Below are 20272 nucleotides of genomic sequence, written 5' to 3' on the forward strand. Positions count from 1 at the left end.
TTTTTATGTATCCGGGATGTTTGCGGGGAACGGCGTTTTGTACCGGCTTGTCAGCGTGGCGCTCCGGATACAGTGGGATACATTTCATCATTCCGCGCGGGGTCGGCACTGCGCACAATCGCTATCGCCAGCCCGGCAATCACCAGCGTCAGCGCGGTGGAAACCCACATTGCGCCGGCGATCCCCAGCGTTTTGTTTAGCCACGCATAGGCAAACGGCGATGCCGCGGCCATAAGCTGTGCGGGAATGAGCAGCATGCCGGTGCGGCGGGCATAGCTTTCGGCGCTGAAAAGCGTCAGCGGCAGGGTGGCTTTTACTATCGTCATCAGCCCGTTGATGGCGCCATAGCCCAGCACAAAACCGGCGGCACACCCGACAAACAGCGAGCTGCTTAACCCGATCACAAAGCAGAGCGGCATGGCGAGGGCGGTCAGGAGCGTGAGGTTGAGCGGGGTTAAGCGTGCACCCGCCAGCACCTCCGTGGCGCGTGCGCCCGTCTGGCCAACTCCCCACAGCATGCCGATGGCGACCGGCAGGCCAAAACTGGCAATAAACTCTGGCAGATGGGTGGACGTGCCGTTAGAGACAAAGGTCATGAGGGCAATAAACGTGGCATACCGCCAGCCGTTACGCCGTTCCTCGCGCACGGGCGGCGCGGTAACGTGCGGGGGGGCCGCCAGCCGCTGGTGGGGAAGCGTGCGAATCAGCACCGCACTCAGCAGGCCAAAGAGGGCGTAGATCTGCAATGCGTGTTGCCAGCTCATCACTTTCAGCAGCCCATCACCCAGCGGCCAAAAAACCGCTGATGCCAGACCGCCAGCGAGCGTGATGCGCGAGATCGTTCTGCGTGCCTGCTGGCCGTACAGGTTCACCAGCGCGGCGAACAGCGCATCATACAGCGACAGCCGCATCCCGATACCGGCAACCAGCCAGGCACCGTACCAGCCGAACAGCGTCTGCGTATATGCCATGCCCGCGCAGCTTGCGGCAATCAGTAACGTTCCGCTCATCACCACGTTCTGCCCGCCAGCGTACGCCAACAGTCGGGCGACAAAAGGGGAGACCATCGCCATTACCAGCATCGCCAGCGTCAGGCCGAGGTAGAGCTGCGGTGATGACCACCCCCGGTCGGCCACAATCGCCTGGGCAAAGGTCCCGGGCATATAAAACGAGATCCCCCAGTTGATAAGCTGATGACAACCTGCCCGGAGGGCGAGGTGACGGGGAAGGGCAGGTGTTTTCATTGTTTTTCATTCCGTTATGCAGTTGTCCTGAGCATAGCGAGCGCGCTATTGTGCTGGCAGGTCAGTCACCTTATGCGCTGTATAAGAGAAACTTTGAATGACAACGCTCAACCTGGGCTATCTCGCGACATTCCGTCTGGTTATCCAGCGCGGCAGTTTTTCCGCGGCGGCGGACCTGCTGGGCATTTCCCAGCCGGCCGTCAGCCTGCAAATCCGCCAGCTGGAGCAGTTTCTGCAAACCCGGCTGGTAGAGCGTACCGGGCGGGGCATCAAACCCACGGCTGCCGGGCAGGCGTTGCTGGTGCACGGGGAGCGTATTCAGCAGGCGGTGGATGAAGCCATTCGGTCCGTGAGTGAGTTCAGCCATGACGTGAGTGGCACCATTACGCTTGGCACGGGCGCAACGGCCTGCATTCATCTTCTGCCGCCGCTGTTGCAGCAGCTCGGACGTGACTATCCGCTTCTCAGAGTGGGCGTGACGACCGGCAATACGCTCGACATCGTCCGGGCAATTGAAGAAAACCGTCTTGATATGGGGCTGGTGACGTTACCGGTGAGCGGAAGAGCGCTCGACGTTACGCCAGTGATGGACGAAGAGTTTGTTTTTATCGCGTCGCTGGACCAGCAGGACGGTTTTCAGTCGTTGACGCCGGCTGCGTTGCACGCGCAGCCATTCATTGCTTTTGAATCAGGCAGCGGCACCCGGGCGCTGATCGACGGCTGGTTTGCGGCCGAGGGGCGAATCCTCACGCCGGTGATGCAGCTGGGCAGCATCGAGGCGATCAAGCGGATGGTACGTGCGGGGCTTGGCTACAGTATCGTGCCGCGTATGGCCGTAGACCTGGCGGCTGACCGCGAAGGGCTATGCGTGATGTCGCTCACGCCCGTGCTGCAGCGACAGCTGGCTGTGGTGATGCGCCAGGATAAAATCCTGAGCAAAGGAATAGCAGGGATAATTCGGATATTACAAAATCCTTCGACGCGTTAGCGATCGGCTGAATCAACGGTCAGGCTGGATTGCTGTGACTGGGCCTTGTCCTGATGGTGATACCAGGCGCCAATAGAGGAGTAAACGAAGCGGCCGAAGAAAAACAGGAAGCTGATAAGCAGTATGATGCGGGTCATCCGGGTGTTGAACTGATGTCGTTTTCGCATACGCGTGGCCTGACTCACTGTGTTTTTCCTGGGCATGCCCTTTTGGGCGACAGGGATATTAAGGCACAGCGGGAAGAGAGGGTCAATTCGCAAATGTGTAAATAACCGTCAATAGTTACATTAATTAATGTTATTGAAATTAATAATTGCATTTACCATATTGATAATATGAAGAAAACTATTTCAAAAAAAATGTAAGAAAGGATCGTTTGAGTAAATTAGTTTGATTTAAGTCAACGGTTTCCCTGGCCTGGTATTTAAAATCCCACCTCCATACTGTTCGCCCCGCACGTTGTCGGGCGGCAAGTACGTCAGGTTGGATGCCTGTCTTCATTTCCCTCTGGAGCGAAAGGGGTTTAAACGGGCATCTATGAACATTATTTCTTTCCTGAAAAACAATAAAGACCGCTGGTGGGCTTTACCGCTTATTTTACCGGTGGGTTTACTGCCTGTATTAAGCGTTGCCAATACCTTTACCCGATTGGGCGATGGTCTGGTGGCACTCTATTATTTACCTCTCTCCTTTCTGCTTTCGGTGATGATGTTTTTTGGTCTGGAAGCGCTTCCCGGCATCGTATTGTCACTGTTCATCCGCTACTACCCGTCGGTTGGGTTGTTCGAAACCATCGCCGGCATTTTTCATTTTATTGTCCCCGTTGTGCTCAGCTGGGGAGGGTATCGGGTGTTTGCGCCCAGACGCAGCATGACGGCTTACGGGGATGTCAGACTGATGGCGCAGCGTATCTTCTGGCAGGCCTTTTGCCCCGCGACGCTGTTTCTGGTGCTGTTCCAGTTTGCCCTCTATCTGGGTGTGTATGAGAGCCGTCAGAGCCTGGAGGGGTTGACCCCGCTTAATATTCGTACGCTGATTAACTATCAGGCGCTGCTGGTCAGTGGGCTGACGGGCGTGCCGTTAAGCTATTTACTGATCCGTCTGATTCGCCATCCGCGGTATATCAGAAGTCTTGTCTCGCAGGTGCGAATGCAGATAGACAAAAAGGTGACGGTCATTGAATTTCTGCTGTGGGCCATTGCGCTTGGCGGACTGCTTACCCTCCTGCTGCTCCCGATGAATGAAAACAGCTCGATTTTCACCACCAACTACACCCTGTCGTTGCTGATGCCGGTGATGCTCTGGGGAGCGATGCGGTTTGGCTATAAGCTGATGTCGCTTATCTGGACCCCGGTGCTGCTGGTGTCTATTCACTATTTTTACCGCTATATCCCTCAACAGTCCGGGTATGACATTCAGCTGGCAATTACCTCTTCCAGCTATCTGGTCTTTTCGTTTGTGGTGATTTACATGTCGATGCTGGCCACCTGCCAGCGCGCCGCAAATAAACGTTCCCGCAGGCTGGCGCTACTCGACCCGGTTGTCCATATGCCGAATCTGCGGGCCTTGTCGCGCGATCTTGCCAAAAACCCGTGGTCGGCGCTCTGTTTGCTGCGCATTCCGGAGCTGGAGGTGCTGGGCCGAAATTACGGGGTGTTGTTGCGGATCCTGTATAAACAGCAGCTGGCGCAGTGGGTCAATGGCACCTTGCAGCCCAGTGAGCGGGTCTATCACCTCACCGGCTGTGACCTGGCGGTTCGCCTTAACGCGGAATCGCACCAGCAACGCATTGAGGCGCTGGACGAGCATATTAAACAGTTCCGCTTTGTCTGGGATGGGATGCCACTGCAGCCTCAGGTGGGCGTGAGCTACTGCTATGTGCGCTCACCGGTGACCCATCTCTATCTGGTCCTCGGTGAACTGGGGGTAATTGCCGATCTGTCGATTTCGACCAACCATCCGGAAAATCTGCAGCAGCGCGGTGCTGTCCATCTCCAGCGTAGCCTGAAGGACAAGGTTGCGATGATGAGCCGTCTGCAAAGTGCGCTCGACAGTAACGCGTTTACTCTGCTGGTCCAGCCGGTTTGCGGCGTGCGGGGCGATTGCTACCACGAAGTGTTGCTGCGGATGTCAGATGCAAACGGGGCGTTGCTCTCTCCCTTGCAATTCCTGCCCGTCGCCCAGGAATTTGGTCTGTCGTCGCGGGTTGATTTGTGGGTACTGGAGAACACGCTACGCTTCCTGGCAGAGCATCGGGTACATCTGCCCGGCCAGCGTTTTGCCATTAATCTGGGCCCTTCCACCGTGTGCCGTGCGCAGTTCCCGGCTGAGGTGAGTCGTCTGCTGGCGAAATACGCCGTGGAACCCTGGCAGCTGATATTTGAAGTGACCGAGTGCAGCACCTTCGGCAGTGGTGAGCAGGCGTTACATACCCTCAGGCAGTTGCAAAAAATGGGGGTACGCATTGCGATTGATGATTTCGGTACCGGCTATGCGAGCTACGCGCGGCTAAAAAGCGTGGACGCCGATATCCTTAAGATAGACGGAAGCTTTATCCGCAATATCGTCAACAACAGTCTGGACTATCAGATAGTGGCCTCGATTTGCCATCTGGCGCGAATGAAGAAAATGCTGGTGGTCGCGGAGTATGTCGAAACAGAAGAGATACGTAGCGCGGTTCACGCGCTAGGTATCGATTATGTGCAGGGTTATCTGATTGGCAGACCGGTGGCGCTTGAGTCACTGCTGGAAGCAGAGGCGTCGCCGGTCGAGACCTGAGCCGTTACGCCGCGACGTCTGAGCTCTCTTCTTCGATTTTGAGTAGCCAGCCGGTGACCGCTTCCCAGTACTGCTGCTCTTTTTCCAGATCCAGCAGCACCAGCGCATTCTGGCTAAACCAGTCTGGCGGGAAGCTCAGGGTCCAGTGGTTGTCATCCGTTTTGAGCTTCAGCGTGGGCGGGGTGGTCGTGGCCTGACGCTGGTTATTGAGCAGCACGCCGAGACGCAGCAGCTGGATAAGCGGCAGGAATTGCTTCTTCTTAAACAGCGTGAAGCGCGGCAGATCGTCAAGCTTGATGGCTTTACGATGGTAGCGCACCAGGGTCGCCATCATGGTTTGCTGCTCCTGGTTGAAGCCAGGCAGATCGCTGTTTTGCAGGATATAGGCTGAGTGGCGATGCATTCCGCTGTGGTTAATATTCAGTCCCACTTCGTGCAGCATCGCTGCCCATTTCAGCAGGGCGGCAAGCTGCGGATGCGCCAGCTTAGGGTTCTGCTCCTGCCACTGGTCGTATATCTGAACGGTTGTTTCCAGCACGCGCTTCGCCTGTTCACGGTCGATATTGTACTGGTTTGCCAGGCTTTGCGCGGTGCGGCTACGAATATCCTGGTGGCGGAAACGGCCTTCCATTTCATACAGCACACCTTCACGCAGCGCGCCGTCGGAAAGACGCAGCTCTTTAATTGCCAGCGCATCAAATACGCCGCACAGGATAGCCAGCCCCGGTACGAATACCGCTTTGCGCTCGTCGGAAAGACCCGGCAGGCTTAAGGCGTCAAAGCTTTTATGTTTCAGCACCTCTTCGGTCAGCAAGGTCAGGCGCTCAGGGGTGATAAACCCATCTTTTTCACCCATCGCCAACAGCACTTCATGTGCCGCTTTGATGGTGCCCGATGCGCCCAGCGCTACGTTCCAGCCCTGAATACGGTACTGCCAGGCCAGGTTCTCCAGTTTCTGGATAGCGGCCATGCGCGCGCGCTGGAAGTTTTCGCGGCTGATTGCGCCACCCGGGAAATACATCTGCGCAAAGCTGACGCAGCCCATACGACGGCTTTCGACCAGACGCGGCTCAAAATCTTCGCCGATCACCAGTTCCGTAGAGCCGCCGCCGATGTCGATGACCAGCTTGCGTCCTTTTTCCGGCTGAGTGTGTTCAACACCCATGAAAATCAGTCGGGCTTCCTCGTTACCGGAGATGATCTCAATGGGGTAGGGGATCACTTTTTCGGCCCGCTTGAGGAATTCAGGCGCGTTCAGCGCCTGGCGCAACGTGTGGGTGCCCACAATGCATACGCTGGAGGGCGAGAAGCCCTGCAGGCGTTCAGCAAACAGCGACAGGCAGTTTAAGCCTCGCTCCATTGCCTCTTCGCTGAGCATGCTGCGCTCATCAAGACCATCCGCCAGGTGTACACGCTGCTTCAGACGACCGATGATCTGCAACGCGCCATCCACCTCACGGGCGATGACCATGTGGAAACTGTTAGAACCAAGATCGACCGCGGCGAATTCCTGCGGGCGTGGGGTCTTATCATTTATCGGCATAGGTTAATCGGGTTGCTCGAGTGATTTGATATAGTCGTAAATCGCCAGTTGCGACCGCACTTTACGGCGATTGCCGCGCGGTACATAGCGGTTACTGAGTTCTTTGTCGATATAGCGTGCTTTCACCGTATCGCTGAACAGAATCTCGATGATATCGAGGATCTGCTGCTTCAGCCGCGGATCCAGGAGCGGTGTCGCGACTTCAATTCGGTAGTCAATATTGCGCGTCATCCAGTCTGCAGAAGAGAGATAGACCTGTTTATCACCCGCATTATCGAAAATATAGACCCGATCGTGTTCCAGGTAGCGGTCAACAATGCTGATCACGCGAATATTGTCGCTGATGCCTTCGAGTTCAGGGATCAGTGAGCACATACCGCGTATCAGCAGATTGACCGGAACGCCGGAGCTGGACGCCGCATACAGACGATCCACCAGTCCTTTGTCGACCAGGTTGTTGAGTTTCAGCGTAATGCCCGACGACAGCCCTTTCTGGGCATTGGCGATCTCTTTATCGATCATGTCGTACAGCAAGCGGCGTGAGTTCTGCGGCGAGACCAGCAGATAATCGAAGCTGACCGGGCGGTACGGGTTCTCAATAAAGTTGAACACCCGGCGAACCTCGTTAGTGATGCGTGCATCGGCAGTCAGCAGCGAGTAGTCGGTATAAATTCGCGCGGTTTTTTCGTTAAAGTTCCCGGTCCCGATGTGGGCATAACGCACCACGTCCTCCCCCTCTTTACGGGAGATGAGGAACAGCTTGGCGTGAATTTTCAGCCCGGGCGCTGAGAAGATAACGTGGACACCGGCTTCCGTCAGACGGCGCGCCCAGTGAATGTTTGCCTCTTCGTCGAAGCGCGCCTGCAGCTCAACCACCACGGTCACTTTTTTGCCGTTGTGCGCCGCATGGATCATCGCGTCGATGATGCGGGAATCTTTTGCCACACGGTAGATATTGATTTTGATCGCCAGTACGTTCGGGTCGAACGAAGCCTGACGCAGCAGTTCCAGCACGTGTTCAAACGTATGATACGGATAGTAGAGCAGGACATCGCGCTCGCGAATGGCGTCGAAACCGTTACGGAATTTATCGAACCAGAGATGGCGCAGACGCGGCAGCGGTTTGTTCACCAGATTGGCCTTGCCGACGTTCGGGAAGCCAATAAAGTCTTTAAAGTTATGGTAACGACCGCCCGGCACGATGGAGTCATAGCGAGAAATGGTCAGCTTGTCGCGCAGCATTTCCACCATGGCATCTGGCATATCGCGCTGATAAACAAAACGCACCGGCTCCGCGGTCAGGCGCTGTTTCAGGCTGGATGACATCAGCTCCATCAGGCTGGCTTCCATCTCGTGCACCAGATCGTATTCGGCGTCACGGGTCATCTTCATGGAGTAGGCGTTTAACGCGTCGTAATCGAAGAAGCCCTTGAAGATGTCGTCCAGGCAGTAACGCAGGATGTTATCGAGCAGGATCATTGGCTTGCGTCTGCGCGGGGTTTCCGGCGGCAGGTTCACAAAGCGCGGCACCTTATCGGACGGGATCTCAAGCAATGCGTAACGAATCGTGTCGCCACGAATAATTTCCACCGCTAGGTAGGTGTAGTCATCTTTCAGGAACTGCACCAGATCGGTTTCGCGGTTGATCAGAATAGGGGTAATGTGCTGGCGCAGGTAATGTTTGAAATAGTGACGCAGCCAGGTTTGTTGGTTAACTGAAAGCTGACGCTCGTTAATCAGGAAGATTTGATTGCGTGCCATTTCCAGCAGCAGTTCGTTATACAGGCCGTCAAACTCCTGATCGGCTTTCAATACGCGCGACTGAATTTTGCCCAACAGATGGCGCGAGTGAGAGTTTAAGCCCTGTTCTTCGCTGATGATGATTCGCCGTTTCAGTTCGGCAAAGCGAACCTTGTAGAACTCATCCAGGTTGTTGGAATAAATCCCCAGAAAACGCATACGCTCGATAAGCGGGTTACTTTTGTCTGCCGCTTCCTGGAGTACACGTTCGTTGAATGCTAACCAGCTTAGCTCTTTCTCGATATATAACTTTTCCTGACCCATTACAGCTCACACTCCAGTTCAATCACAGGACGTGGTAAATCCGTCTCGTCCTTATTATGGCGAGCATTTCCACGATATGTCCAACAGTGCCAGAAAAGTATGACAGTTATTTTTTTTCTGGGAGATTTTAGAGGGTTGGGGGAAGGGCATGTCGGGAAGCGCGGTGCTCACCCGACAGTGAAGACCACAGGCCCGTGCAGGCGTCGCGCCGCCGGGCACATCAAACAAACTACTCGTCAGCGGCATAACCCTGTGCAGGGAGCCTGATGCCGTCTAGCCAGGCGGCACCGTCGCGCATCTGAAGACGCCCGTCAACAAACCAGCTTACCACCAGAGGATAAATGGCGTGTTCCTGCGTCTGCACGCGTTCGGTAACGTCGTCTTCGCTGTCACCTTCAAAGACCGGCACCTTTGCCTGCAGGATCACCGGCCCGCCGTCCAGCTCGTCGGTAACGAAATGCACGGAGGTACCGTGCTCTTCATCGCCGTTTTCCAGAACCTGACGATGGGTGTGCAGGCCGGGATACTTCGGCAGGAGGGAAGGGTGGATATTCAGCAGACGACCAGCGTAGTGCCCGACAAAGGCCGGGCTCAGGATACGCATATACCCCGCCAGCACGACAACGTCAGGCGCGTAGGCATCAATCTCCTGAACCAGTTCCCGGTCAAACGCTTCACGTCCGGAGAACTGGCTGGCTTCCAGCGCGTGCGCGGGAATGTTCTCTTCCCGGGCACGTTCAAGGCCGAACGCGTCGGCCTTATTGCTGAATACTGCCCGAATGGTGCCGTTGATTTTCTTCTGTTTGCAGGCGTCAATTATCGCCTGCAAATTGCTTCCGTTACCGGAAATGAGCACCACAATGTTTTTCATTCAATGACCACACGCTGTTCGGAATCGGATGCTTTGATAATACCGATTTTCCACGCGTTTTCACCTTTGTCGGTCAGCAGTTTAATCGCCTTATCCGCTTCGCTTGCTGGCAGCGCGATAACCATGCCCACGCCACAGTTAAAGGTGCGGTACATCTCGTGTGAACTCACGTTGCCCGCAGTCTGCAGCCAGTTAAAGACGGACGGCCACTGCCAGGACGATTCGTCAATCACCGCCTGAGTGTTGTCCGGCAGGACGCGCGGAATGTTTTCCCAGAAGCCGCCACCGGTCAGGTGGGCAATGGCGTGAACGTCAACCTTCTCAATCAGCTCCAGCACGTTTTTCACGTAGATGCGGGTCGGCGCCAGCAGATGGTCAGCCAGTGGCTTGCCATCAAGCTCGGTGGTCAGTGGATCGCTGCCGCTCACGTCGAGGATTTTACGCACCAGTGAGTAGCCGTTCGAGTGCGGGCCGCTGGAGGCCAACGCGATCAGCACATCACCATCAGCCACTTTACTGCCGTCGATAATTTCTGATTTTTCTACTACGCCAACGCAGAAGCCTGCGACGTCATAATCTTCGCCGTGATACATACCGGGCATTTCGGCGGTTTCACCACCGACCAGCGCACAGCCAGACTGCAGACACCCTTCGGCAATGCCGTTAATGACGCTTGCTGCGGTATCCACGTCCAGTTTCCCAGTCGCGTAGTAATCCAGGAAGAACAGCGGCTCTGCGCCCTGAACCACCAGGTCGTTAACACACATCGCGACCAGATCGATACCGATCGTGTCGTGACGTTTTAAATCCATCGCCAGGCGCAGTTTCGTCCCTACACCATCAGTACCTGAGACCAGAACAGGTTCACGATATTTTTGCGGCAGTGCGCACAGTGCGCCGAATCCACCCAGACCACCCATCACTTCCGGGCGGCGGGTTTTTTTCACCACACCTTTGATTCGGTCAACCAGCGCATTACCTGCGTCAATATCAACACCGGCATCTTTGTAGCTGAGAGAAGTTTTGTTGGTCACGGCTCAAGTCCCCACGCGATTGCATAGCTAGTAAGAAAAATCGGCGCAATTCTAACAGTCCAGGCAAACGTTTGCGAGCCTATTCTCGGCGAGAGGATTTTTTTTTCAGCAGGCCCTGCGAATGCGCCCAAAGTTGAGTCTGTTCACGAAAATGAAACCGGTTTCGGTTTTCTCCTTGCAACAGAAAGCCCCTTTGCACATCATCAGGATGAAACCGGTTTCTGTAATTGTTTTTGCAGAAAATAACGCAGAATGAGGGAAAGTGTATGTCTGGATTCAAAGCAGATTTTCTGTGGGGTGGTGCGGTCGCAGCGCATCAGCTGGAAGGGGGCTGGAATGAGGGCGGTAAGGGGATCAGCGTTGCCGATGTGATGACGGCCGGCGCGCACGGCGTGCCGCGTGAAATCACCAACGGCGTGCTGCCAGGGAAAAATTACCCTAACCATGAAGCCATCGATTTCTACCATCGCTATAAACAGGACATCAAACTCTTTGCCGAGATGGGCTTCAAATGCTTCCGTACCTCCATCGCCTGGACGCGTATCTTCCCGAAAGGGGACGAGCTGGAGCCTAACGAAGCTGGCCTGAAATTCTATGACGACCTGTTTGACGAGTGCCTGAAGTATGGCATCGAGCCGGTTATTACCCTTTCCCATTTCGAGATGCCGTTCCACCTTGTCACCGAATACGGTGGCTGGCGTAACCGTAAGTTGATCGACTTCTTTGTTCGCTTTGCGGAGGTTGTGTTCAGACGTTACCAGCATAAAGTGAAGTACTGGATGACCTTTAACGAGATCAATAACCAGGCCAACTTCCACGAAGACTTTGCACCGTTTACCAACTCCGGTCTGAAGTACGAGCCGGGCGAAGACCGCGAGCCGGTGATGTTCCAGGCGGCACACTATGAGCTGGTGGCCAGCGCCCTGGCGGTGAAGGCCGGGCGCGGGATTAACCCGTCGCTGCGGATCGGCTGCATGATTGCCATGTGTCCAATCTATCCGCTGACCTGTGCCCCGGACGATATGATGATGGCGATGAACGCCATGCACCGTCGCTACTGGTTCACCGATGTCCACGTGCGCGGCAAGTACCCGCAGCATCTGCTTAACTACTTTGCTCGTCGCGGTTTCACGCTGGATATTACAGAAGAAGATAACGCGGCGCTGACGCAGGGGTGTGTCGATTACATTGGCTTTAGCTATTACATGTCTTTCGCCACCAAAGCGACGGCGGATAACCCGGAGCTGGATTACGACGAAAGTAAGAGCCTGGTCTCCAACCCGTACGTGCAGAAATCTGACTGGGGCTGGCAGATTGATCCGGTGGGCCTGCGTTACTCCCTTAACTGGTTCTGGGATCACTACCAGCTGCCCCTGTTCATCGTGGAGAACGGCTTTGGCGCCATCGACGTGCAGGAGAGCGACGGTTCGGTGAATGACCAGTACCGTATTGATTACCTTGCCGCGCACATCCGCGAAATGAAAAAAGCGGTGGTCGAAGATGGCGTTGATCTGATGGGGTATACCCCGTGGGGCTGTATCGACCTGGTGTCTGCCGGAACGGGTGAAATGAAAAAACGCTACGGCTTTATCTTTGTCGACAAAGACAATGAAGGTAACGGTACCCTGAACCGCAGTAAGAAGAAGTCGTTTGACTGGTATAAGCAGGTGATAGCCAGCAACGGCGACACTCTTTAATTCCAGCAGAGTAAAAACGCAAAAAGCCGGAGCTTGCCCTCCGGCTTTTTTGCCTCTAAAACACTTTGCTTGATGTACGTCAAGCAAGTTGGGTATGGTGCAATCCGAAAAAAGCGGTATAATCCCGCGATTTTTTTGCGGTTGCCCCCTCAGAGGAGAAAGAGAATGAAGATTGTGGAAGTGAAGCACCCACTCGTTAAACACAAGCTGGGCCTGATGCGTGAGCATGACATCAGCACGAAGCGTTTTCGCGAACTGGCTTCTGAAGTCGGCAGCCTGCTGACCTATGAAGCGACCTCTGACCTGGAAACGGAAAAAGTGACCATCGAGGGCTGGAACGGCCCGGTTCAGGTTGAGCAGATCAAAGGTAAGAAAATTACCGTTGTGCCTATCCTGCGTGCCGGCCTCGGCATGATGGAAGGCGTGCTGGAGCACGTGCCAAGCGCGCGCATCAGCGTGGTCGGGGTCTACCGCGACGAAGAGACCCTGGAGCCGGTACCGTACTTCCAGAAGCTGGTGTCTAACATCGACGAGCGTATGGCCCTGGTGGTTGACCCGATGCTGGCGACCGGCGGTTCAATGATTGCCACCATCGACCTGCTGAAAAAAGCCGGTTGCAGCAGCATCAAAGTGCTGGTGCTGGTTGCTGCACCAGAAGGTATCGCGGCGCTGGAAAAAGCGCACCCGGACATCGAACTCTATACCGCGTCTATCGACCAGGGGCTGAATGAGCACGGGTACATCATCCCGGGGCTTGGCGATGCCGGCGATAAGATTTTTGGTACTAAATAATCGAATAACGATAATGAAGCCGACTTTGATAGTCGGCTTTTTTTTGAATAAAACGCCAACAACAATACTACTCAGAGGAAAACACTATGACGCGCCGTGCTATCGGGGTGAGTGAAAGACCGCCGCTTTTACAGACAATCCCGCTTAGTCTGCAGCATCTGTTCGCCATGTTTGGCGCAACCGTGCTGGTGCCAATCCTGTTTCACATTAACCCGGCTACCGTGCTGTTGTTCAACGGTGTGGGTACGCTGCTTTACCTCTTTATCTGTAAAGGCAAAATCCCTGCCTATCTCGGCTCAAGCTTCGCCTTTATTTCACCGGTTCTGCTGTTGCTGCCGCTGGGGTATGAAGTGGCGCTGGGCGGCTTCATTATGTGTGGCGTCCTCTTCTGCCTGGTCTCTTTCATTGTGAAGAAGGCCGGTACCGGCTGGCTGGACGTTATGTTCCCGCCTGCCGCAATGGGGGCCATTGTCGCCGTCATCGGTCTGGAGCTGGCGGGCGTGGCGGCCAATATGGCTGGCCTGCTGCCTGCTGACGGGCAGTCACCGGATTCCAAAACCATCATCATCTCGATGGTGACACTGGGCGTAACGGTATTTGGTTCCGTGCTGTTCCGCGGTTTTATGGCAATTATCCCGATCCTGATCGGTGTGCTGGCGGGGTATGCGCTCTCCTTCGTGATGGGCGTTGTTGATACCACGCCCATTGCTGAAGCGCACTGGTTCGCACTGCCAACCTTCTATACGCCGCGCTTTGAATGGTTTGCCATTTTCACGATCCTGCCCGCGGCGCTGGTGGTTATTGCTGAGCACGTAGGTCACCTGGTGGTGACGGCAAACATCGTTAAACGTGACCTGATCCGCGACCCGGGTCTGCACCGCTCGATGTTTGCCAACGGCCTCTCTACCATTATCTCCGGTTTCTTTGGTTCTACGCCGAACACCACCTACGGTGAGAACATCGGCGTGATGGCGATTACCCGTGTCTACAGTACCTGGGTTATTGGCGGCGCGGCAATCATCGCCATCCTGCTCTCCTGCGTGGGCAAACTGGCGGCGGCTATTCAGATCATTCCGGTACCGGTAATGGGAGGCGTCTCTCTGCTGCTGTACGGTGTGATCGGCGCGTCCGGTATTCGCGTGCTGATTGAATCGAAAGTGGACTACAGCAAAGCGCAAAACCTGATCCTCACCTCTGTGATCCTGATCATCGGCGTGAGCGGCGCGAAGGTGCACATCGGTGCGGCTGAACTGAAAGGCATGGCGCTCGCGACCATCGTGGGTGTGGGCCTGAGCCTGATCTTCAAACTGATCTCCGTCCTGCGCCCGGAAGAAGTGGTGCTGGATGCTGAAGACAGCGAAAAAGCGTCACATTGATCGTAAAACCGGGCGGACGATCCGCCCGGTTCTCTCCTTGCACGTTCCGTGCTAAACTCACCGCCGATTTTATGTAAGATCTGGTTGAGGTACTTCTGAACGGACCGGCACAGCTCTCTCTGCCACTCTATCTCCCTGACGACGAAACTTTTGCGAGTTTCTGGCCGGGTGATAACCCCTCTTTACTGGCTGCACTGCAAAACGTGCTGCGTCAGGAACACAGCGGATACATCTATATCTGGTCACGCGAAGGCGCGGGGCGCAGCCACCTGTTGCATGCCGCCTGTGCGGAGCTTTCCGCGCGGGGTGATGCGGTAGGCTATGTGCCGCTGGATAAACGTACCTGGTTTGTGCCTGAAGTCATGGAGGGAATGGAACATCTCTCACTGGTCTGCATCGATAATATCGAATGTGTGGCGGGGGATGAGCCGTGGGAAATGGCGATCTTTAACCTCTATAACCGCATTCTGGAGTCGGGGAAAACCCGGCTGCTGATCACCGGCGATCGTCCGCCGCGCCAGCTGAATCTGGGGCTGCCGGATCTGGCTTCCCGTCTGGACTGGGGGCAAATCTACAAGCTGCAACCGCTGTCGGATGAAGACAAACTTCAGGCGTTACAGCTGCGCGCAAGATTGCGCGGCTTTGAACTCCCGGAAGACGTGGGGCGCTTCCTGCTCAAGCGCCTGGACCGGGAAATGCGCACGCTCTTTGATACGCTCGATCAGCTCGATCGCGCTTCGATTACCGCGCAGCGCAAGCTGACCATTCCTTTTGTGAAAGATATTCTGAAGCTGTGATGCGCTTTTCTCCCTCTGCCTGGCGCAGAGGGAGAACCAGTGCCACTGGCTAAAACTCACCTGTCTTCCAGCAAATGCTCAACCAGAAGTGGAATGGGTCTGCCCGAGGCCACGCTTTTTCCGTTCTCACGCCACAGCGCCGTGCCGCTAATATCCAGATGGGCCCATGGAATGGTCGGCGGGCAAAAATGGTGTAACAGCCAGGCCGCCGATGCGCTGATCGCCGCATTATTGGGTGGGGTATTGCACAGGTCGGCGATGGCGCTGTCGGTCTGTTTTTTTAACCGTGCATCCAGTGGCAGGGACCACACCTCATCACCGCTCCGTTTCCCCGCGCGGGTGAGCGCCTGACGCAGCGCTTCGTCCTGCGTCATTAACCCACTCAGCTCGTACCCCAGCGCTTTCACGACGGCACCGGTTAAGGTCGCCATATCAATAATATAGCGAGCCTGCGGATGACGCTGGCTGGCCCAGGCGATCGCATCCGCCAGTACCAGCCGGCCTTCGGCATCGGTATTGTTGATTTCAACCGTGATACCGTTGCAGGCGCTGGCCACCGTGCCCGGCTGCATTGCATCCGGTCCTATGGCGTTTTCCGCCAGCGCCAGTACGCCCATAATACGAACCGGCAGGCCGAGTTCTGCCACGCTCAGCATCAACCCGAGCACGTTCGCTGCCCCGCACATGTCATATTTCATGGTGTACATGCCCGCGCCTTCCTTCAGCCACAGGCCACCGGTATCAAACGTTATACCTTTGCCCACGTAGCAGCGTACCGGGCCCTCAGCGATGCCGTTATAGTGAATGGCCAGCAGCCGCGGTGGACAGGTCGCGCCTTTACCGACGGCATGCAGAAGCCCCAGACCCTGTTCATTAATTTGCTTTTCATCAAGCACTTCACACCGCAGGGCGGGGAAGGCGGCGCACAGCTTTTGCGCTTCGTCGACGACATACTGCGGCGTACAGCGATCGGACGGCATATCCGCCAGACGTCGCGCGGCGACCATTCCTCGGGCAATGGCCTGCTGTTGCTGGAAGAGAGCGTCCAGCCTTTCACGCTGTTGCGGATGACACAGGGCGGTGACATGGCGAAGGCGAACGCTTTTGCCATCGGTTTTCTTAAGCTGCAGATCGCGAAGGTCATACGCCTGGTTAAAGAGAAAACGCAGAACCTGCGTCAGCACCACCTCGTCAATATCCGTGACATCCAGTACCACATCGGCGCTGACCGGGGCTGCCAGCAGTGGACGGAGGGCGGCGAGTAACCCTTCTGTCAGACTGTCCTGCCAGAGCGCATCCGGCAGCAGCGTGATTCTGGCAAACGGAGCACAGCCAAAGCGGGTATCTGCGACGGCGTTTTGTTCACGCATTTCAGCGATGAGTGCGGTGTCCGGCAGTAACGCGCAGGCGGCCCGGGCAATAAGATGACTCCGGGGCTTTGCGTCTGCAAGGGCGGTGATAAGCTTAAAGGTAATCATTGTGACTCCTCAACTGGCGCGCGGATCCGCGCGGCATAGGCCTGCATCCATTCCTCATCCACGGGCTGATAGTGCGTTTTTTCCCGCAGGCGCTCGGCGCGAAATACGGTGAGAGGCTGGCGGGCCGTTGCCACCACAAATGAGAAGGTTTTGATGTTGGTTGCGGCGCCGAATTCGCCTTTATTATTCATGCACACCACCGAGAGATCGCCCGCGCGGCCAAAGCGCGACATCAGTTTGTCTTCCAGTTCGAAGACCACCGAGTCCGCCGCCTGCTGCGGTGACATGCCCTGTGCCATGCGGCGAACAATTTCGTAGCTGGTGCAGCCTTTCATCAGGTCTTCCCCCACGCCGGTGGCGGTGGCGGCACCGGTTTCACTGTCGCAGTAAAAGCCGGAGCCGATAATCGGCGAGTCGCCAATACGGCCGCGCTTTTTCATAAACAGACCGCTGGTGGAGGTGGCCACGCTCATCGACCCCCTTTTGTCGAGGCCAATAATCCCGACGGTGTCATGCCCATCGTACGGGCTTAAGCCTTTGTCCAGCGTTTCCCGGCAGCGCTTACGGTAATGCTGCATCGCGCGGTCGGTAAGCATGGTTTTGTCGGCAAACCCCTGACTCAGCGCCCATTCGCGCGCGCCCTGGCCGACCAGCAGGCTGTTATAGCGCTGGCGGCTTAGCGCATGGGCGACACGCACCGGGTTCGCAATATCAACCAGATCTCCCACGGCCCCAAACGCAAGCGTATCGCCATCCATATACGCCGCGTCCAGTTCGACTTCGCCATTTTCGGTTGGCAGCCCGCCGTAGCCGACGGATTTATACAACGGGAAGTCCTCGACGGCAGCAATGGCATCGACCACCGCTTCTGCTACCGGTTTCCCCGCAGCCAGCGCAGACGCAGACTCCGTGACCCCTTCAAGCGCCATTCGCCAGGTTGCGATAATTCCCCACATGCTTTACTCCTGTTTTGCAAGGGTTGGGTCGGTTTGCGTCACGGTGGCAATCTCCGCGGCGCGGTATTGTTTATCCACGATACGCATGAAAGGCAGATACAGCATGGCGCCAATCAGCAGGTTGATAAGCTGCATCACGCTGCCGCTGAGATGCCCCGTGACGATAAACCCGCTGATCACCGGCGGTAACGTCCAGGGGATAAACACCCCGGTGGTCACAGCGACGGCACCCATTTTCATCGCAGCATATTGCACGGTAACCAGGACCAGCGGCACCAGATTGAACGGGATCAGCATGATGGGGTTCATGATAACCGGCAGACCAAACAGAATCGGCTCGTTGATGTTAAACACCGAGGCCCCCGCGCCGAGACGCGCCACCTCGCGCATGTTTTTGCTGCGGGCAAAAATCAGCATCGCAATCACCAGCGAGAGCGTTGCCCCTGCGCCACCCATCCAGATCATGTCAAAAAACTGTTCGGTGATAATGTGCGGCGGCGTCGTACCCGCCTGGATGGCGGCGATGTTATCGGTCTGGTTCTCCATCCACAGCGGGCGAATGATGCCGTTGATCATTGAGCCTGAGTTAATGCCCACAGACCACAGAATGGTGATGCTGAACACCGTCATCAGCGCGCCGAAATAGGAGGTCCCGTAGTGGCGAACCGGCGTGGCGACCACCTCGTAAATAAACTGGTGAATGGTGTTGTAGTGGGTGTTTTCGAAAATGATGCGGATAATAAGCACCAGAATCATTACCAGCAGGGCCGGGATCAGCGCGGCGAACGACTCCTGCACCGCTGGCGGCACGCCATCAGGCATTCTGATGACCAGCTTTTTGCGCTTCAGCCAGCAGAACAGCTCCGTCCACAGCAGAGAGCCAATCATCGCCACGAACAGCCCTTTGCTGCCAATCCACTCCACCGGCATGACCGTGATACCGCCGTTTTCGGCCACTTTGATAAAAGGTGTCAGGATTAAAAAGGCGACCAGAGCCAGAATGCCGCAGGAAATGCGATCTTCGCCGTAGTGTTCAGCCAGGCGAAACGCCACCAGGAAGCTGATAAACAGCGACATGGTTGAGAACACCGCGTTGAACGGAATTTCAATGATGGCACTCCAGCTTTCACCAAATGCCTGAGACATAAACTGCTGATAGGTTTGGTTCGGAAAAGAGGAGATGACCAGCAGAATCGAGCCGACGATGATAAACGGCATGAAGGAAACATAGGCCCCGCGTATGGCGCCCAGATGCCGCTGTTGCGCGGTTTTGGCCGCCAGCGGCATCAGTTTTGCTTCAAGAAATCCCAGAACATTGTTCATTGTGAACTCCGTACAAGATTGAGTGGTGTTGTTATGTTATGTCTGTGGATTATCAGTGAAGCGCGGTGGCTGAAAGGTGAAACAGGTCACAAAGCACTCGCTAAGATATTATAAATCTCATGAGATTGGTTATGGAGTTACAGCGATGGAAATCAAATTGCACGCCAATGCCACCACCACGCCGCGGATCCGTCGCTATCTGCAACAATCCAATAAAAGCGACAGAGAACTGGCTACGGAGCTGGGTATTTCCGTGACGACCGTGCGGCGATGGCGCAATCGCGATCGGGTTTCTGACAATCATACGACCCCAAAAGTGATACACAAAGCGCTGAGACAAGAGCAGGTTGACCTCGTTAATGCGCTGCGTGATATCACGGGCGCACCGCTGGATGAACTGCTGCTGCTGGTTAACGGGGTGCTGGGGATTTCCGTTTCGCGGGCGACGCTGAACCGTTATCTCCGTCCCGCTTCTGCGAAACACAAAGGCGTTGAACTTCAGGGGAAAAAAGCGCTAAAGGCAGGCGTTTTACCCACAAAACTGCTGGTGCATCACCAGCCTTTATCGCTGCATATGGATGATGGCGGGGAGCAGCATCTGCTGTGGGGGCGCGAACCGGTGAGCGGCTGGTGTTATGCCCGGCTCTATGCGGGAATTTCATCACAGCTGCTGAACAACTGGATGCGTGAGTTGCTGAACGCCTGTCCGGCTGATATCCAATCTGTTGAGACTTTCGGTTTTGAACCCGACTTACCCGCGGGTGAACCTGTCGTAAAAGTACAGCCGACCAGGCACAAGGCCGTGCAGGTTGCGGTACCGCTCGGCGACATCATTCCACGAGTGAATGCTGTTCCGTTAGGGCAGGTGTTGATCGAGATGTGCGAGTTTTACAATCGGGGTAAAGCGCAGAAAAAGCTGGGAGAGAGCACGCCGCAGGCCTTTCTGGAAGCGCTGCGGCGTAAGGATTAGAGAATCTCGAGCACCTCTTCCGGCGGGCGTCCAATACGCGCCTGACCGTTTGCGACCACAATGGGGCGCTCAATCAGTTTCGGATTTTCAACCATCGCCTGAATCAGCTCAGCCTCGGTTAGACGACTGTCATTCAGATTGAGCGACGTATACAGGTCCTCTTTCTGGCGCATTAGCTCTCTGGCACTGCCCATTCCCAGCATGTGCAGCAGCTGACGAAGCGTCTGTGCATCGGGCGGTGTCTCCAGATACAGCACCACTTCCGGGTCAATGCCGTTCGACTTCAGCAGGCTAAGGGTGTCACGGCTCTTCGAGCAGCGTGGGTTGTGGTAGATTTTTACCGCGTCTGTCATGACCTGAA

General features: G+C 55.8%; 17 protein-coding genes. 7 read left to right on the plus strand and 10 right to left on the minus strand.

Annotated features, from left to right (window positions below):
• Nucleotides 1–50: 50 nt before the first annotated feature.
• Complete coding sequence (locus AM410_RS13475) at nucleotides 51–1244, minus strand: MFS transporter (protein WP_032680502.1); 1194 nt, start codon at nucleotides 1242–1244, stop codon at nucleotides 51–53.
• 97 nt (nucleotides 1245–1341) lie between these two features.
• Between AM410_RS13475 and AM410_RS13480 the strand changes: the two genes are divergently transcribed.
• On the plus strand, nucleotides 1342–2232 hold the full coding sequence (locus tag AM410_RS13480; RefSeq protein ID WP_014171137.1) for a LysR family transcriptional regulator: 891 nt from the start codon (nucleotides 1342–1344) through the stop codon (nucleotides 2230–2232).
• On the opposite strand, the gene AM410_RS13485 is transcribed toward AM410_RS13480, so the two are convergent.
• Nucleotides 2229–2399, minus strand: coding sequence for a YfgG family protein (locus AM410_RS13485; protein WP_020883056.1), 171 nt, complete (start codon nucleotides 2397–2399; stop codon nucleotides 2229–2231). The two genes, AM410_RS13480 and AM410_RS13485, sit on opposite strands and share 4 nt — an antisense overlap.
• A gap of 370 nt (nucleotides 2400–2769) precedes the next feature.
• On the opposite strand from AM410_RS13485, the gene AM410_RS13490 reads away from it, so the two are divergent.
• Nucleotides 2770–5010 carry an EAL domain-containing protein gene (locus AM410_RS13490; RefSeq protein WP_040018113.1) on the plus strand — a complete coding sequence of 747 codons (2241 nt, stop codon included), beginning with the start codon at nucleotides 2770–2772 and terminating at the stop codon, nucleotides 5008–5010.
• 4 nt (nucleotides 5011–5014) lie between these two features.
• On the opposite strand, the gene ppx is transcribed toward AM410_RS13490, so the two are convergent.
• The 4 genes from ppx to purM all read right to left on the minus strand — a co-directional run bounded on the left by ppx (nucleotide 5015) and on the right by purM (nucleotide 10522).
• A complete protein-coding gene (gene ppx / locus AM410_RS13495) occupies nucleotides 5015–6553 on the minus strand; it encodes an exopolyphosphatase (protein WP_020883058.1) in 1539 nt (512 codons plus the stop codon).
• Between the two features lie 3 nt (nucleotides 6554–6556).
• Nucleotides 6557–8617 (minus strand): polyphosphate kinase 1, encoded by a 2061-nt coding sequence (gene ppk1, locus AM410_RS13500; RefSeq protein ID WP_014171133.1) that lies wholly within the window; start codon nucleotides 8615–8617, stop codon nucleotides 6557–6559.
• Nucleotides 8618–8846: 229 nt separating this feature from the next.
• Nucleotides 8847–9488, minus strand: a complete 642-nt coding sequence (gene purN / locus AM410_RS13505; protein ID WP_059305764.1) for a phosphoribosylglycinamide formyltransferase — start codon at nucleotides 9486–9488, stop codon at nucleotides 8847–8849.
• Entirely contained in the window at nucleotides 9485–10522 is a 1038-nt protein-coding gene (gene purM / locus AM410_RS13510) for a phosphoribosylformylglycinamidine cyclo-ligase (RefSeq protein WP_020883059.1), read from the minus strand. The genes purN and purM overlap by 4 nt, the downstream gene beginning before the upstream one ends.
• Nucleotides 10523–10788: 266 nt before the next feature.
• Between purM and AM410_RS13515 the strand changes: the two genes are divergently transcribed.
• The 4 genes from AM410_RS13515 to AM410_RS13530 all read left to right on the plus strand — a co-directional run bounded on the left by AM410_RS13515 (nucleotide 10789) and on the right by AM410_RS13530 (nucleotide 15184).
• On the plus strand, nucleotides 10789–12219 hold the full coding sequence (locus AM410_RS13515) for a 6-phospho-beta-glucosidase (protein WP_108647959.1): 1431 nt from the start codon (nucleotides 10789–10791) through the stop codon (nucleotides 12217–12219).
• A gap of 165 nt (nucleotides 12220–12384) precedes the next feature.
• Nucleotides 12385–13011 carry a uracil phosphoribosyltransferase gene (gene upp, locus AM410_RS13520; RefSeq protein WP_020883061.1) on the plus strand — a complete coding sequence of 209 codons (627 nt, stop codon included), beginning with the start codon at nucleotides 12385–12387 and terminating at the stop codon, nucleotides 13009–13011.
• An 86-nt stretch (nucleotides 13012–13097) separates the two neighbouring features.
• Nucleotides 13098–14387 carry a uracil permease gene (gene uraA / locus AM410_RS13525; protein ID WP_014171128.1) on the plus strand — a complete coding sequence of 430 codons (1290 nt, stop codon included), beginning with the start codon at nucleotides 13098–13100 and terminating at the stop codon, nucleotides 14385–14387.
• A gap of 95 nt (nucleotides 14388–14482) precedes the next feature.
• Entirely contained in the window at nucleotides 14483–15184 is a 702-nt protein-coding gene (locus AM410_RS13530) for a DnaA inactivator Hda (RefSeq protein ID WP_212479862.1), read from the plus strand.
• 56 nt (nucleotides 15185–15240) lie between these two features.
• Here AM410_RS13530 and AM410_RS13535 read toward each other — a convergent pair whose 3' ends face one another.
• Genes AM410_RS13535 through celB form a run of 3 tightly spaced genes read right to left on the minus strand, consistent with a single transcriptional unit; the run spans nucleotide 15241 to nucleotide 18941 of the window.
• Nucleotides 15241–16662: a leucyl aminopeptidase family protein gene (locus tag AM410_RS13535; protein ID WP_073396226.1), complete on the minus strand. Its 1422-nt coding sequence runs from the start codon at nucleotides 16660–16662 to the stop codon at nucleotides 15241–15243.
• Nucleotides 16659–17618 carry a N(4)-(beta-N-acetylglucosaminyl)-L-asparaginase gene (locus tag AM410_RS13540; protein ID WP_073396225.1) on the minus strand — a complete coding sequence of 320 codons (960 nt, stop codon included), beginning with the start codon at nucleotides 17616–17618 and terminating at the stop codon, nucleotides 16659–16661. Before AM410_RS13540 ends, AM410_RS13535 begins: the two co-directional genes overlap by 4 nt.
• Nucleotides 17619–17621: 3 nt before the next feature.
• On the minus strand, nucleotides 17622–18941 hold the full coding sequence (celB, locus tag AM410_RS13545) for a PTS cellobiose transporter subunit IIC (protein WP_014171124.1): 1320 nt from the start codon (nucleotides 18939–18941) through the stop codon (nucleotides 17622–17624).
• A gap of 145 nt (nucleotides 18942–19086) precedes the next feature.
• Here celB and AM410_RS13550 point away from each other — a divergent pair, with 145 nt between their 5' ends.
• Complete coding sequence (locus AM410_RS13550) at nucleotides 19087–19911, plus strand: helix-turn-helix domain-containing protein (protein ID WP_068794854.1); 825 nt, start codon at nucleotides 19087–19089, stop codon at nucleotides 19909–19911.
• Here the strand turns inward: AM410_RS13550 and arsC are convergent.
• Complete coding sequence (arsC, locus tag AM410_RS13555) at nucleotides 19908–20264, minus strand: arsenate reductase (glutaredoxin) (RefSeq protein ID WP_014171122.1); 357 nt, start codon at nucleotides 20262–20264, stop codon at nucleotides 19908–19910. The two genes, AM410_RS13550 and arsC, sit on opposite strands and share 4 nt — an antisense overlap.
• Between the last annotated feature and the right edge of the window lie 8 nt (nucleotides 20265–20272).

It is taken from the genome of Enterobacter cloacae complex sp. FDA-CDC-AR_0164, from assembly GCF_003071645.1.
Classification (GTDB): Bacteria; Pseudomonadota; Gammaproteobacteria; order Enterobacterales; family Enterobacteriaceae; genus Enterobacter; species Enterobacter ludwigii.

Excerpts from the sequence above, each read along its gene's own strand:
- purN (WP_059305764.1), bottom strand. The coding sequence starts at position 9,488 with ATGAAAAACATTGTGGTGCTCATTTCCGGTAACGGAAGCAATTTGCAG.
- AM410_RS13535 (WP_073396226.1), bottom strand. The coding sequence starts at position 16,662 with ATGATTACCTTTAAGCTTATCACCGCCCTTGCAGACGCAAAGCCCCGG.
- ppk1 (WP_014171133.1), bottom strand. The coding sequence starts at position 8,617 with ATGGGTCAGGAAAAGTTATATATCGAGAAAGAGCTAAGCTGGTTAGCA.
- AM410_RS13540 (WP_073396225.1), bottom strand. The coding sequence starts at position 17,618 with ATGTGGGGAATTATCGCAACCTGGCGAATGGCGCTTGAAGGGGTCACG.
- ppx (WP_020883058.1), bottom strand. The coding sequence starts at position 6,553 with ATGCCGATAAATGATAAGACCCCACGCCCGCAGGAATTCGCCGCGGTC.
- AM410_RS13515 (WP_108647959.1), top strand. The coding sequence starts at position 10,789 with ATGTCTGGATTCAAAGCAGATTTTCTGTGGGGTGGTGCGGTCGCAGCG.
- arsC (WP_014171122.1), bottom strand. The coding sequence starts at position 20,264 with ATGACAGACGCGGTAAAAATCTACCACAACCCACGCTGCTCGAAGAGC.
- celB (WP_014171124.1), bottom strand. The coding sequence starts at position 18,941 with ATGAACAATGTTCTGGGATTTCTTGAAGCAAAACTGATGCCGCTGGCG.
- uraA (WP_014171128.1), top strand. The coding sequence starts at position 13,098 with ATGACGCGCCGTGCTATCGGGGTGAGTGAAAGACCGCCGCTTTTACAG.
- AM410_RS13485 (WP_020883056.1), bottom strand. The coding sequence starts at position 2,399 with ATGCGAAAACGACATCAGTTCAACACCCGGATGACCCGCATCATACTG.
- AM410_RS13550 (WP_068794854.1), top strand. The coding sequence starts at position 19,087 with ATGGAAATCAAATTGCACGCCAATGCCACCACCACGCCGCGGATCCGT.
- AM410_RS13480 (WP_014171137.1), top strand. The coding sequence starts at position 1,342 with ATGACAACGCTCAACCTGGGCTATCTCGCGACATTCCGTCTGGTTATC.
- upp (WP_020883061.1), top strand. The coding sequence starts at position 12,385 with ATGAAGATTGTGGAAGTGAAGCACCCACTCGTTAAACACAAGCTGGGC.
- AM410_RS13490 (WP_040018113.1), top strand. The coding sequence starts at position 2,770 with ATGAACATTATTTCTTTCCTGAAAAACAATAAAGACCGCTGGTGGGCT.
- AM410_RS13475 (WP_032680502.1), bottom strand. The coding sequence starts at position 1,244 with ATGAAAACACCTGCCCTTCCCCGTCACCTCGCCCTCCGGGCAGGTTGT.